Origin of the sequence: Aquicoccus sp. SU-CL01552, from assembly GCF_040365005.1 — a bacterium.
Taxonomy (GTDB): Bacteria; Pseudomonadota; Alphaproteobacteria; order Rhodobacterales; family Rhodobacteraceae; genus Antarcticimicrobium.
Genome location: NZ_BAABWV010000014.1, coordinates 90423 through 103353, shown reverse-complemented (window position 1 = coordinate 103353; position 12931 = coordinate 90423). Strand labels below are relative to the sequence as shown.

The 12931-nt window shown below is 68.3% G+C and carries 17 protein-coding genes and 1 riboswitch; of the genes, 1 reads left to right on the top strand and 16 read right to left on the bottom strand.

All coding sequences use genetic code 11. The features are described 5' to 3' along the window. Positions 1 to 67: 67 nt before the first annotated feature. The gene (gene mscL, locus ABWV23_RS15990) at positions 68 to 502 is read right to left on the bottom strand and encodes a large conductance mechanosensitive channel protein MscL (protein WP_353349544.1); all 435 of its coding nucleotides are present in this window, start codon (positions 500 to 502) and stop codon (positions 68 to 70) included. A gap of 170 nt (positions 503 to 672) precedes the next feature. On the opposite strand from mscL, the gene ABWV23_RS15985 reads away from it, so the two are divergent. After that, positions 673 to 1371, top strand: a complete 699-nt coding sequence (locus ABWV23_RS15985; RefSeq protein WP_353349542.1) for a glutathione S-transferase family protein — start codon at positions 673 to 675, stop codon at positions 1369 to 1371. Between the two features lie 39 nt (positions 1372 to 1410). On the opposite strand, the gene ABWV23_RS15980 is transcribed toward ABWV23_RS15985, so the two are convergent. The 15 genes from ABWV23_RS15980 to ABWV23_RS15910 form a co-directional block, all read right to left on the bottom strand. Next, complete coding sequence (locus tag ABWV23_RS15980; protein ID WP_353349540.1) at positions 1411 to 1860, bottom strand: YtoQ family protein; 450 nt, start codon at positions 1858 to 1860, stop codon at positions 1411 to 1413. Between the two features lie 57 nt (positions 1861 to 1917). Next, positions 1918 to 2559, bottom strand: a complete 642-nt coding sequence (locus ABWV23_RS15975; RefSeq protein WP_353349538.1) for a phosphoribosyltransferase — start codon at positions 2557 to 2559, stop codon at positions 1918 to 1920. Between the two features lie 148 nt (positions 2560 to 2707). After that, the gene (locus tag ABWV23_RS15970; RefSeq protein WP_353349536.1) at positions 2708 to 3439 is read right to left on the bottom strand and encodes an ABC transporter permease; all 732 of its coding nucleotides are present in this window, start codon (positions 3437 to 3439) and stop codon (positions 2708 to 2710) included. Beyond that, a complete protein-coding gene (locus ABWV23_RS15965; RefSeq protein WP_353349534.1) occupies positions 3436 to 4161 on the bottom strand; it encodes an ABC transporter ATP-binding protein in 726 nt (241 codons plus the stop codon). Before ABWV23_RS15965 ends, ABWV23_RS15970 begins: the two co-directional genes overlap by 4 nt. Next, positions 4158 to 4829: a TenA family protein gene (locus ABWV23_RS15960; RefSeq protein ID WP_353349532.1), complete on the bottom strand. Its 672-nt coding sequence runs from the start codon at positions 4827 to 4829 to the stop codon at positions 4158 to 4160. Before ABWV23_RS15960 ends, ABWV23_RS15965 begins: the two co-directional genes overlap by 4 nt. Beyond that, the gene (locus tag ABWV23_RS15955) at positions 4826 to 5761 is read right to left on the bottom strand and encodes an ABC transporter substrate-binding protein (protein ID WP_353349530.1); all 936 of its coding nucleotides are present in this window, start codon (positions 5759 to 5761) and stop codon (positions 4826 to 4828) included. The genes ABWV23_RS15960 and ABWV23_RS15955 overlap by 4 nt, the downstream gene beginning before the upstream one ends. Continuing rightward, entirely contained in the window at positions 5758 to 6741 is a 984-nt protein-coding gene (locus tag ABWV23_RS15950) for a ThiF family adenylyltransferase (RefSeq protein ID WP_502901664.1), read from the bottom strand. The genes ABWV23_RS15955 and ABWV23_RS15950 overlap by 4 nt, the downstream gene beginning before the upstream one ends. After that, a complete protein-coding gene (locus tag ABWV23_RS15945) occupies positions 6738 to 7334 on the bottom strand; it encodes a thiamine phosphate synthase (RefSeq protein WP_353349526.1) in 597 nt (198 codons plus the stop codon). Before ABWV23_RS15945 ends, ABWV23_RS15950 begins: the two co-directional genes overlap by 4 nt. Then, complete coding sequence (locus tag ABWV23_RS15940; RefSeq protein ID WP_353349524.1) at positions 7331 to 8101, bottom strand: thiazole synthase; 771 nt, start codon at positions 8099 to 8101, stop codon at positions 7331 to 7333. Before ABWV23_RS15940 ends, ABWV23_RS15945 begins: the two co-directional genes overlap by 4 nt. A 1-nt stretch (position 8102) precedes the next feature. Continuing rightward, positions 8103 to 8297 carry a sulfur carrier protein ThiS gene (gene thiS / locus ABWV23_RS15935; RefSeq protein WP_353349522.1) on the bottom strand — a complete coding sequence of 65 codons (195 nt, stop codon included), beginning with the start codon at positions 8295 to 8297 and terminating at the stop codon, positions 8103 to 8105. Continuing rightward, a complete protein-coding gene (locus tag ABWV23_RS15930; RefSeq protein ID WP_353349520.1) occupies positions 8281 to 9258 on the bottom strand; it encodes an FAD-dependent oxidoreductase in 978 nt (325 codons plus the stop codon). Before ABWV23_RS15930 ends, thiS begins: the two co-directional genes overlap by 17 nt. Continuing rightward, positions 9255 to 10058 carry a bifunctional hydroxymethylpyrimidine kinase/phosphomethylpyrimidine kinase gene (gene thiD / locus ABWV23_RS15925; RefSeq protein ID WP_353349518.1) on the bottom strand — a complete coding sequence of 268 codons (804 nt, stop codon included), beginning with the start codon at positions 10056 to 10058 and terminating at the stop codon, positions 9255 to 9257. The genes ABWV23_RS15930 and thiD overlap by 4 nt, the downstream gene beginning before the upstream one ends. A gap of 54 nt (positions 10059 to 10112) precedes the next feature. After that, positions 10113 to 10213, bottom strand: a riboswitch (TPP riboswitch). A 146-nt stretch (positions 10214 to 10359) separates the two neighbouring features. Beyond that, complete coding sequence (locus ABWV23_RS15920; protein WP_353349516.1) at positions 10360 to 10638, bottom strand: hypothetical protein; 279 nt, start codon at positions 10636 to 10638, stop codon at positions 10360 to 10362. Positions 10639 to 10743: 105 nt separating this feature from the next. Continuing rightward, positions 10744 to 12111, bottom strand: coding sequence for an ATP-binding protein (locus tag ABWV23_RS15915; RefSeq protein WP_353349514.1), 1368 nt, complete (start codon positions 12109 to 12111; stop codon positions 10744 to 10746). Next, positions 12108 to 12767 (bottom strand): response regulator transcription factor, encoded by a 660-nt coding sequence (locus tag ABWV23_RS15910; protein WP_353349512.1) that lies wholly within the window; start codon positions 12765 to 12767, stop codon positions 12108 to 12110. The genes ABWV23_RS15915 and ABWV23_RS15910 overlap by 4 nt, the downstream gene beginning before the upstream one ends. Between the last annotated feature and the right edge of the window lie 164 nt (positions 12768 to 12931).

The window sequence follows — 12931 nt, the reverse complement described above, 5'->3', positions numbered from 1 at the left end:
CAGGCAGGGCAACCGGGAATGCCCCGGTGCCCTGCCTGCCTGTTCATCTCGGGTGTCGCCGGTGCGATCACCCCTGTTTGAGCGAATCCCGGATCTCCAGCAGAACGTCAAGCTCGCTGGGGCCGGCCGGGGCCGCCTCTTCCACGGCCTCTTCCTCGCGCGCGGCCATGTCCTTGACCTTGTTGACATAGCGCACCAGCATGAAGACCACGAAAGCGATGATCAGGAAGTTGATCACCGCCATGATGAAGGCGCCATAGGCGAAGACAGCCGCACCCGCCTCGCGCGCCGCCTCGAGGCTCGCGCCCGAGGGCACGTCGCCCGACAGCACGACATAGAGGTTGGTGAAATCCACGCCGCCCAGAAAAAGCCCGACGAAGGGGTTGATGAGATCCCCCACCATGGATTTGACGATCGCCGTGAACGCGGCGCCGATGATGATGCCGACGGCCATGTCCATGACATTGCCCTTGGCGATGAAATCCTTGAATTCCTTGATCATTTCACTGTTTCCCTCAACCGGGGCCCAAGTCGGGCCAATACACTGTTATTCATAATTTGGGGATGCACCTTAACCTTGAATCCACATGATTCCCAACCCTCTTTCGTTTTGACACATGGCCCCTTGCGTCAAAACCGCTATCCTCGCGGCACCTGACGAAGGACTCCCAGATGACCGATCTTTCCGATTTTCCGATCACCCGGCGCTGGCCTGCCGCCGATCCGGGGGTGATCCAGCTTTATTCCTTTCCCACCCCGAACGGGGTCAAGGCCTCGATCATGCTGGAGGAAACCGGCCTGCGTTACGAGGCACACAAGGTCACGCTGGACGACGCCGACGTGAAAAGCCCGGCGTTCCTGTCGCTGAACCCCAACAACAAGATCCCGGCGATCATCGACCCCCACGGCCCCGACGGGGCACCGATGGCCCTGTTCGAAAGCGGTGCGATCCTGATCTACCTGGCGGAAAAGACGGGAAAATTCCTCGGGGAGAGCGCGACCGAGCGGATGCAGATCATCCAGTGGCTGATGTGGCAGATGGGCGGGGTCGGTCCGATGTTCGGGCAGTTGGGCTATTTCCACGCCTTCGGCGGCGCCGAGATCGACGATCCCCGGCCGCACGCGCGCTATGTCACGGAAACACGCCGGTTGCTCGCGGTGCTGGAGGGGCGGCTGGCGGGGCGCGACTGGGTCTGCGACGCCTATTCCATCGCCGATATCGCCATCGCCCCCTGGCTGCGCGTGCTCGAGCGTTACGGCGCCCGAGACGCGGTGGGATGGGCGGAGTATCCGCGCACCATCGCCTATCTCGACCGGTTCCTCGCCCGGCCGGCGGTGCAAACCGGGCTGGTGACCCCGCCGCGGGACTGAGGGGACCAGCCTCCGCCTCGCTTGCGCCCTGCCTGTCGGTCAGCCCGGCAGCGCGCCGGTCAACACGTAACGCAGGATCTCCACCACCTGCTGCGGCTCCTCGGCCACGGCAAGGGCGGCGGCGTGAACCTCTTTCAGCGCATGCTGATGCTCCGGCGGGTTCAGCACGATGATCGACTTGCCCAGCGCGGCGGCATAGCCGGCATCAAAGGCGGCGTTCCACTGCTTGTACTTGTCACCGAACCGGACCACGACCACATCGGCCTCTTCGATCCCCTTGCGAGTGCGGATGGCGTTGAGCTTGGCGCCCTTGTGATCATGCCAGAACTTGTTCTCTTCCGCGCCCAGGATCGCCACGCCGCAATCATCACTGGCGGCGTGATCAGTCACCGGCGCGGAAAACGCCAGGTCGAGCCCCTCGGCCCCGGCAATGATCCGGTCGCGCCAGTCGGTGTGAATTTCGCCGGAAAGGTAAACGGTCAGGGTCATCGGCTCGCTCCTTGCTTGTCCTCGCCCCCACATAGCGCGACCTCGCGCGCGAAACCACTAGTCGCTGTCGAACGCCCGCAGGCAGGCGATCACCGCCTCGTCCTCGACCGGACCGAACTGGCGGTAATGGGCACCCACCGCCCAGAACTCCTGCGGGGTTTCCAGGCAGATCAGTCGCTCGGTCTCGGCCTCGAGCTGGGGCACCATGTCTGCGGGCGCCACCGGCACCGCGACCCAGATCGCCGCCGGTCCCTGCGCCCGCAGCGCCCGGATCGCCACCCGCACCGTCGCCCCGGTGGCGATGCCGTCATCGACGATGATTGCCGTCCGGCCCGCGACCGGCACCGGTGCGCGCCCGGGCAGGTAGCGGACACGGCGCGCCTCGATCTCCTGCTTCAGCACCTCGATCCGTCCGGTGAAATCCGCCTCGCTCAACCCGGCGGCCCGCAGGAGCGCAGTGTTGAACAGCGTGACCGGGGCCGGCCCATCGACGATGGCCCCGGCGGCCAGTTCCTCATGCCCCGGCATCCCGATCTTGCGCACCAGCACCAGGTCCAGCGGCGCCCCCAGCGCCCCGGCGACCGCCACCCCCAGTGGCACGCCACCGCGCGGCAGCGCCAGCACCACCGGGTTGTCCGGCGCGGCCCGGACCACCGCCGTGGCCAGTTGTCGTCCCGCGTCGTCTCGATCGTGAAACATGTTGCGGCCTTTCCCTTCGCCCTGGCCGCCTCACTATGCCCTGCCCTGCGCCCTCGGGCCAGCCCGACGCCCCTGCATCAGGACAGGGCGCCGCGCCGCCCCCTTGGCCTTCTGCGCCCTCTGCCCCTTGTCGGTAACGGGGAACCCGTCAGGCGCCCCAAAACCGCCGACAGAGCGCATCGACGGCGGCATGGAGGAGGCAGGTCAGACCTGCCAGCACGATCAGCGCGGCGAACATCAGGTCGATCTTGGCGCGGCCATTCGCGAGCAGCATGAGATAACCGAGACCGCCGGACGCCCCGACCCATTCGCCGATGATCGCGCCGATGGGGGCATAGACGGCCGCCAACCGCAGGCCCGAGGCGAAACCGGGCATCGCGGCAGGCACCCGGATACGCCAGAGGATGCGGGTCGGGGAGGCATCCATCACCCGGGCCAGCTCCAGCCAGCCGGGCGGCACCCGCATCAGCGCGTCGAAAAACGCCGAGGTGACGGGAAAGTAGATGATCAGCAGCGCCATCGCGACCTTGGACCACAGCCCGTAGCCGAACCACAGCGTCAGGATCGGAGCCAGCGCGAAAACCGGGATCGCCTGGCTGAAGACCAGCATCGGGCGCAGCAGCGACCGCGCCAGCGGCGAGGCGACCAGCAGGATCGCCGTGGCAAAACCCAGAACCGCCCCGAGCCCGAGGCCGACAAGCACCTCGACGGCGGTGACCAGCGCGTGCTCGAAGATGAGTGCGCGGCTGGCCCAGAGCGTCGCAAGGACGCGCTGCGGGCCGGGCAGGATGAAGCGCGGCAGATCCCCCAGCGTGACCACCGCCTGCCAGGCCAGCAGCGCCACGAGCGCGGCACCGGAAATGCGCGCGACCCGTCTCATACCGCCTCCATCAGCAACCGCAACAGCCGCCCCTGGAAGGCGAGCGTCTCGGGCGCATCGTAAAGGCGCGGCGTGGCGGTCTCGGGCGGAGTGACATCGGTGATCCCCTCGCGCGTCAACAGCAGCACGCGGTGCCCCAGCCGCGCGGCCTCGGCGGCGTCATGGGTGACGTGCAGGACGGTGCGGCCCGCCAGCACTTCGGCGGCGAGATCCTGCATCCGCGCCCGCGATCTTGCGTCAAGCGCCGAAAACGGTTCGTCCAGCAGCACCACCGGCCGATCCTCCATCAGCGTCCGGGCAAGCGCCACCCGCTGCCGCTGACCGCCCGACAGGGCCTGCGGCCGCTTGCAGGCATGTGCGGCAAGGCCGACCCGCTCCAGCACCGCGCGGGCCCGGTCCGTTTGTGGTGCCGTGCCGCGCAGGCGCGCACCGAGGGTGACGTTGCCCATCGCGTCGAGCCAGGGCATCAGCAGATCGCTCTGCGCCATCAGGGCCACCCGCCCGGCCAGCGGCATCCCGTCGCCCGCCGCCACCTCGCCCTCGAACGCGATCTCGTCGCCGAGCCCGGCGAGCAGCCGCAGGATCGTCGACTTGCCCACGCCCGAGGGGCCGAGCAGGCAGGTCCATGCCCCGGCCGGCGCCTCGAGGGACACCGGGCCAAAGATCGGCACCCCTTCGATTGTCGCGCGCCCGGTCAGGCGCAGCGCTGGCGCACCCCTCATGCCGACAGGCCCATGCCCCAGAAATCCACCTCGAGCCGGGTCGCCATCTCGAAACGGGCGCAGAGGCGCGACCAGCGGGGGTTGTATTCGGGCGCCGCGCCCAGCCGCCGCGCGACCGCCCCGTCGATCAGCGCACCGACCTCGCGGCAGGTGCCTTGATAGTCCGCGCCGGCATAGGTGGCGATCCAATCGGCATAGGGGGTGTCGCCCGCCGCGTCGGCAAGCCGGGCGCCGATCTCGCCATAGCCCAGCACGCAGGGCGCGAGGGCAGCCATCAGATCCAGAAAGTCCCCGGAGTGACCGGCGTCGAGGACATAGCGGGTATAGGCAAGGTTCTGCGGCGCCTCGCGGGCGGCGAACAACGCGTCCTCCGATATCCCCTCGGCGGCGCAGGTCTCGACATGCAGGCGCATTTCCTGGTCCAGCAGGGCGTGGACGGTGGCGGCACAGGCGCGCATTTCCTCCAGCGTTTCGGCCTTGGTCACGGCCAGCGCCCAGGCACGGGAGAAATGGACGAGGAAGACATAGTCCTGCACCAGATAGCGCAGGAAACCCGCGCGCGGCAGGGTGCCATCCGCCAGCCCCGCGACAAAGGCGTGCCGCGTATAGGCCCGCCAAGTATCGCCGGCCGCGTCCCGCCAGAGCGGAAAGGTGCTGCCGTAGCTCATTGCGCCCCCAGGTCGATCGCGAGGTCAGAAACCGGGCGTACCCCCTCGACCAGGCCGGCCTCGTTGAGGAGCGCCTCGAAACGGGCATAGCGCCCCGCGTCCAGCGCCTCGGGGCGCAGGGCAAAGCGCGGGATGGTGTCGGCCCAGGCCATTTCGTTCAGATCGTCCTGCAACTCGGTCGAGGTGGCGGCAAAGACCTCCCAGCTCTCTTGCGGGTGATTGACGATGAACTGCGTGGCCTTTTCCGTCGCGGCGAGGAACCGGCGGATCATGTCCCGGTCCATCATCTCGGGGTTGGCGACATAGATCAGCTCGTCATAGGCGGGCAGCCCCTCTTCCTCGAGGTAGAAGCAGCGACCGGCAACCTCTTCGATCTCCATCTGGTTCAGCTCGAAGTTGCGAAAGGCGCCGATCACGGCGTCGACCTGCCCGGCCATCAGCGCGGGCGAGAGCGACCAGTTGACGTTGACCAGCTCGATGTCGTCCATCGCCAGACCGTTCTCTGCGAGGATCGCGGAAAGCAGCGCCTCTTCGACGCCCGCCACCGAAAAGCCGACCTTGCGCCCCTTGAGGTCCGCGATCTTTTCGACCGGGCCGTCGTCCAGCACCAGCAGGCAGTTGAGCGGTGTGGCCACCAGCGTGCCGACACGGACCAGCGGCATCCCCTCGGCCACCTGCAGATGCAGTTGCGGCTGGTAGGAGATGGCCAGATCGGCGCGCCCGGCGGCGGCCATCTTGGGCGGATCGGCCGGATCGGCGGGGGCGATCACCTCGACCTCCAGCCCGGCATCGGCAAAGTATCCGTTTTCCTCGGCGATCACGATCGGCCCGTGGTCGGGGTTCACGAACCAGTCGAGCACGACGGTCATCTTGTCCTGTGCAAGGGCGGGCGTCGCGATCAGCAGCGCGAGCGCGGTCAGTGTGGATTTCATCGGGTGTCTCCGGTTGGGTCGCCCAGGGCGACGAGGTGAATGTCTCCGTCCCAGACCGCCGCCAGCCGCTCGGCCGCCGCCCATGACCGCAGGCCCGAGCGGCAACACAGCACCGCGCGCTGGCCGGTGGCGGGGGTGGGGCCGTCCGGCCCGAAGGCCGCGACCGGCAGGCGGCGCGCGGCGGGATGGGCAAGGGGCGCTTCCTGTTCGCTGCGCAGATCTACGACGAAATCGGCATGGCTGATCCGCGAGGGCGCGAGAAAGCGAGGTTGGCGCGCGGGTTCCGGCGCGCCACTGAAATCGAAACCGCCAAAGCGGAAAGAGCGCGCATCAAACGTGACAAGCCGGCCCAGCGGCGCGGGCCGGATGCCCGCCAGCAGCGCCACCGCCATCTGCGCCTGCAGCGCACCCAAGACGCCGACGACCGGCCCGAGAACACCGTCTTCGGCGCAGGAACCGGCCCGCCCCGGCAAGTCGGGAAACACTGCTCGCAGGCTCGGGGCGCCGCCGCAGAACGCGCCGGCATAGCCCTCGGTCCCGGTGACCGAGGCGCTGACCAGGGGGCGCGCCCCGGCCCGGCAGCTGTCGGACAGGATGTAGCTCACCGCGAAACTGTCGGCGCAGTCGAGCACGAGGTCGGCCCCCTCGCAGAGCGCGCTGGCGTTCTCGGGGTCGAGCGCGGCAACCACCGGCTCGACGATGCAATCCGGGTTCAGCGCGGTGATGGCGGCAGCGGCGGCCTCGGCCTTGGGCCGCCCAATGTCCGCGCCGCGAAAGAGGGTCTGGCGGTGCAGGTTTGTCACCTCCACCCGGTCAGGATCGACCAGCCGGATATGCCCGACCCCCGCGCCGCCGAGATATTGCAGCACCGGCGCGGCCAGCCCGCCGCCGCCAACGGCCAAGACCCGCGCCGCGCGCAGGCGGGCCTGCCCCTCTGGCCCCAGCTCGGGCACGGCGACCTGGCGGGCATAGCGGTTCATCGCGTTGCCCCAATCCATTGGCGCACACGTCCCTCGGGATCGTCGTTGAGGGTGATGTCAGTGACCGCCGAGACGATATCGGCCCCGGCCGCAAAGGCACCGGCCGCCCGCGCAACACTCATCCCGCCGATCGCCACCAGCGGCAGGTCGCCCACCAGCCGTTTCCACTCGGTGAGGCGGTCGAGGCCCTGCTGCTCCCATTTCATCTTTTTCAGGATCGTCGGATAGACCGGCCCCAGCGCCACGTAATCGGGGCCGAGCGAAAGCGCACGATCAAGCTCTGCATGGTCATGGGTGCTGAGGCCCAGCTTCAGGCCGGCCCGGCGGATCGCGGGCAGATCGGCGGTATCCAGATCTTCCTGCCCCAGGTGCACCCAGTCACAGCCCAGATCGATGGCAATGCGCCAGTGATCGTTGACCACCAGCACGGCCCCCTGCGCCCGGCACAGCGCCTGCGCGCGGCTGATCATTTGCCGAAGCTCCGCCTCCGGAACCTCCTTGATCCGCAGCTGCACCAGCTTCACGCCGAGCGGCAACATCCGCTCCAGCCAGTCCGGGCTGTCGAAGATCGGGTAAAAACGATCAAGGCTCATGTCAGGAACGCCTTGCCGATCACCGGGGTCGAGGGCGCTGCCATGTCGCGCGGCTCCATCGGATCGGCCTCATGGGCAAGTCGACCGGCCTCGACCGCCCGCGCAAACCCCTCGGCCATCGCCGCCGGATCGCCGGCCTTGGCCACGGCGGTGTTCAACAGCACGGCGTCGAACCCCATCTCCATCGCCATCGCCGCCTGGCTGGGCAGCCCGAGCCCGGCATCGACCACCATCGGCACGTCGGGAAACTGCGCCCTGAGCGTGCGCAACCCGTAGATATTCGTCAGCCCCAGCCCGGTGCCGATGGGCGCCCCCCAGGGCATCAGAACCTCGCAGCCCGCCGAGAGCAGGCGGTCGGCCAAGACCACGTCCTCGGTGGTATAGGGAAACACCTTGAACCCCTCCTCGACCAGGATACGCGCGGCCTGCACCAGCGCGAACGGATCGGGCTGGAGCGTGTCGGCATGGCCGATCACCTCGAGCTTGATCCAGGGCGTGTCGAACAGCTCGCGCGCCATCTGCGCGGTAGTCACCGCCTCGCGGACGGAATGGCAGCCGGCGGTGTTGGGCAAAAGCGCCACGCCCAACTCGCGCACCAGGTCCCAAAAGGCTGCGCCGGCCCGTTCGCCACCGGCCTCGCGGCGGACGGACACAGTGGCAATCCCGGCGCCCGAGCGGCGAAACGCCTCGGCCAGCACGCTGGGCGAAGGGTATTGCGCCGTCCCCAGCATCAGGCGCGAGGCGATTTCGGTTCCGTAAAACTGCATCTCAGCCCCCCTGCCGCGGCGCGACGATCTCGACCCGGTCACCGGGGGAAAGGGCCACATCGCGCGCCGACGCGGGCACGAAGGCCTCGTTGACGGCGGTAGCAACCTTAGCGTCGCCATAGCCGAGCTCTTCGAGGATGGTGGCGAGCGTCCCTTCCCGCACCTCGGTCTCGGTGCCGTTAATCATGATCTTCATGCCAAAACTCCGGTTTTGTGCCGTCGCAGGCCGCCTCCACCGCCATCCGCGCCAGGACGGGCGCGAGCAGGAAACCGTGGCGGAAAAGGCCGTTGACGTGGATGGTCTGGCCGCGCTGACTGACGCGGGGCAGGTTGTCGGGAAAGGCGGGGCGCGCATCGGCGCCGATCTCCACCAGCTCGGCCTCGCCGAAGGCCGGGTGCAGCGCATAGGCGGCCGAGAGCAGTTCGAGCGCCGAGCGGACGCTTCGACGGCGATCGTCGCTCTCGATCTGCGTCGCGCCCAGCATGAACAGCCCGTCGCCGCGTGGAACGACGTAAAGCGGAAAGCGCGGGTGCAACAGCCGCACCGGGCGGCGCAGACGGATGTCGGGGCTGCGCAGCAGCACCGTCTCGCCCTTGACCCCGCGCAGGTCGGAAAGGCTGTCCCGCGCCGCAAGCCCGCGACAGTCGAAGGTCAGGCCATCGGGGCGGCCGGTCTCGGCGATAAAGGTGACGCCGGCCTGTTCCAGCCGGTCGCGCAGGTGGTTGAGCGCCAGGCGCGGCGTGAGATGCGCCTCATCGACAACATGCAGCGCCCGGTCGAACCGGCCACCGAGGTCGGGTTCCAATTCGGCCAGCGCCGAGGCATCCAGACGCCTGTACCCTTCGATCCGCCGTGCGAAACGGTCAAGCTCGCGCCGGTCCCGGTCAAGCGTCACGACGAGGGTCCCGAACCGTTCGACGGTCACCCCCTGCCGTTCCCACCATTCGGCGGCCTGTTTGCCCAGCCGCACCACCGGTTCCTCGGCCGTTTCGCCCTCGCAGAACGGGGCCAGCATCCCGCCGGCCCACCAGGAACAGCCATGCGGACCGGGCCGGGGGGCGGGGTCGAAAACCGTCACCTCGCAGCCCCGCGCGACCAGTTCGGTCGCCACGCAAAGCCCGGCGACCCCGGCGCCGATGACCGTCGCCCGCGTCATGTCCAGACCTCGTGAAAATGGTGGACGGGACCGTGACCCTCGCCGATCCCCAGCCCGTCGGCCGCGCCGATCGCGCCGTGCAGCCAGACCTGCGCACGCCGTACCGCCGGTTCGACCCCGACCCCTTTTGCCAGTTCTGCCGCGACGGCCGAGGACAGGCTGCATCCCGTCCCGTGGGTGTTGCGCGTGACAAGCCGGGGCTGCTCCATCGCCACGACGCCGGATGCTGTTACCAGCCGGTCGATGCAACTCGGCCCCTCGGCATGGCCGCCCTTCATCAGCACCGCCCGCGCGCCGAGCCCGCACAGCGCACGCCCCTGCGCCTCGGCCTCCGTCGCATCGCGCGCCGGGTTGCAGCCCAACAGGCGGGCGGCTTCGGGAAGGTTGGGCGTCAGCACGTCCGCGCGGGGCAACAGCCTTTCGATCAGCGCCGCCTCGGCCTCCCGCGCCAGCAGCGCATCGCCGGATTTCGCCACCATCACCGGGTCGAGCACGACCGGGCCGTCGTAGTCCTTGATCGCGGAGGCGACCGCCTCGACGATCTCGGACGAGGCCAGCATCCCGATCTTGATCGCCGCTGGCGGGATGTCGTCGAGCACCGCGCGGATCTGCGCCACGACCATCGCGGGCGGTACCGGCTCGACCGCAAACACGCCGCGGGTGTTCTGTGCCGTAATCGCGGTGATCGCGCTGGTGCCATAGACCCCGAGCGCCGAGAAGGTCTTCAGATCGGCCTGGATGCCCGCGCCTCCGCCGCTGTCGGAGCCTGCTATGGTCAGTGCGGATGTTGTCTTCTTCATCGCTTCCTCCACCAACGACGGGAGGAGGAAGAAAAGGCGGCAGCCTACGGCCAAGCCAGATCATGCTCCGTTCCCTACGCCGGTATTGCCCGGATCAGGTTCGATGGGTCAGCTTGCGCCTCTCAGCCCCTGACGGGGCACCCCAACGGATTCGGGGTATCCGTAGCAGCCGACGAGAGGCGCTTCAACCCAAGCCTGACCGGGCACCATCCCCTGTTGGGGCGATGCGGAGGCGATCGGGATCGGAGCGAACGCGGATTTCATCTGGCAGCTGATCCTGACAAAGCGGCCCGGGGATTGGTCAGATCCGTGTCGTGTCTGTCACACCGATAATGCGCAGCGCGGCCCCCTTGATGGAGCGCAGGGCCTCCGCATCACGGGCACCGCGCGCCAGAACGCGGAACCCGACGGTCAAGGCGACCAGTGACCGGGCCGCGCCCTCCGTGTGGATATCTGCGCCGATCTGCCCCGACGCCTTGGCCGCTTCGATCCTGCGACCAAAGAACGCCTCGAGCTTGCCGAGCGCCCTGGTCACGATCTGCTGGATACCGAAGGTTGCATAACGGCTGCCACGGTTCACGCCCCTCCCCTTTACCAGATCGGCAATGGAGGTCGCCTCGCCCCCCTTGACCGACAACACCCCTGAGCCCTGCCCCACGCGTCGGACCGCCTGGCATGCCCCTCGTCAGGTCGAGGAAATGTCAGACGGTGCAGATACCGCCGAACTGTCTGTCGGCAACCTGACGGAGGCCTGGAAACCGGACGACGCCCCAGGGCGCGGAGACTGCAGCACCAGCGGGCTTCCGATCCGGTCTGCGATGGCGGCAACGATGGCAAGGCCCAGCCCGCTGCCATCGCTGCTTGCGTCCGCACGTTCGAACCGCGCCGTCAACTGGTCGAGCGTTTCGCGGGACAGTACCGGCCCGTCATTGGCGACCACCAACTGCCCATCCGAGGTCAGGGTCACGTCGATCAAAGCGTCTGCCGCCCCATGGCGCAGGGCGTTCTCCACCAGGTTCCGACAGAGAATCCCGAAGGCGTCCGGATCGAGATCGGACAGGACCGGCCCCTCGGGCAGCGTCAGCGCGATGCGGTCAGGGACGTGCGCGCGCCCGATATCCTCGACTACGACGCGGGCCACCGTGCGCAGGTCCATGCTCTGGTCCAGCCGGAGCCGCCCGCCCTCGGCCCTTGCAAGCTGCATCAGGCGTTCGGAGAGCCGCGTCAGCCGTTTGAGCGTGGTCTCGATCTCTGCCGCGCGGGCCTCGGCGGCCGGATCGCGGGTTTCAGACTGCAGACGCTGCGCCTGCGCGATGGCCCCGGCGAGTGGCGTGCGCAACTCGTGCGCGGCATTGGCGGCAAAGCTGCGCTCGGCCTCGAAAGCCTCTCGCAGCCGGTCCAGCAGGCTGTTGAGCGTCGTCGCCAGCGGGTGGATTTCCGCCGGCAGATCCCCGGTGGCGACCGGCGAGAGATCGCGCGCATTCCGCGCCTCGAGGCTGGTGCGAAACCGGCGCAACGACCCAAGCGTGGTCCGGACCGCGAGGACGATCGCCGCCAACGCCACGGGCAGCACGATCAGCAGCGGCAGCCCGAGACCCAGCTGGATTTCCCGCGCCACCGCCGCGCGATGGGCCAGCGGTTCCGCGACGGTGATGCGGACCGTGTCCTGAAGGGCCGCGTCATTGTAAAAGCGATGGGTCGCGGTCTGGTGAAACCCCGGCCCGTCGTAGGGCGGAAAAATCTGCGGGTTCGCCGCGTGGGACTGCAGCAGGATGCGCCCCTCGGCGTCGCGCACGACATAGGTAAAGAACTCCAGGTGTTCCCGGACCGGGGCGAGCCGTTGGGTCACCCCCTCTTCCTCGCGCCCGACGATGTCGGTCACCGCCAGCGGCAGGATACGCTCGGCGGTTTCCCGCAGGGCGCTGTCGAACACCTCGTCCATCTCGCCCCGCACGATCAGGGCGGTAAGCGTCGCGGCCAGCAGCCACAGGGTCGTCAGAACCAGCCCGACCGACAGCCCGAGCCGCGCCTGAAGGCTGCGCGGAAACCTCATGGCTTGCCCAGCCGATACCCCATGCCGCGCTCGGTCTCGATGATCGCGCTGCCGAGCTTCTTGCGCAACCGGCTGACATGGACTTCGATGGTGTTGCTCTCTACCTCGTCGTCAAAGGCATAGAGCTTGTCCTCCAGCTGTGCCTTGGACAGAAGCTGCCCCGGACGAGACAGGAAGGCCTCGAACAGCGCCCATTCCCGCGCCGTCAGTTGCACCGGCTTGCCGTCGCGGCGAATGCTGCGCGCGGCAAGGTCGATTTCCAGCGGCCCATGGGTGATGATCGGGTTCGGGTTGCCGCTGTAGCGCCGCGCAACCGAACCGATCCGCGCCGAGAGCTCGGCCAAGTCAAACGGCTTGACGAGGTAGTCGTCGGCGCCCGCGTTCAGCCCCTCGATCCGGTCCGACACCTGGTCGAGCGCGGTCAGGATGATCACCGGCGTGACCGCACCCCGCGCGCGCAGCGCCTTGAGGAACGTGATGCCGCGCCCGTCCGGCAACATCAGGTCCAGCAGGATCAGGTCATAAGAGGCACCGTGCACCGCGTCGGTCGCGGCATCCAGACGCGTGACCCAGTCCACCGACTGGCCATTGGCCGCGATCTGGTCGCGCACCGCGGCGCCCAGAACGGTGTCGTCCTCGATCAAAAGGATGCGCATGGTCGTTCCATTTCCCTTGTGGCGACCCGTTTCGATGTGACCGGTTGACGCAAAACTTCCATTTCCCTTGTGACGACTCCTTTTTCATGTCTCAGGCTGAAGCCAAGCTGACAGAAGCGACCGGCCCTCTTCAGGCTCCCGTCAGCTTCGTCGCGCAAGACTCG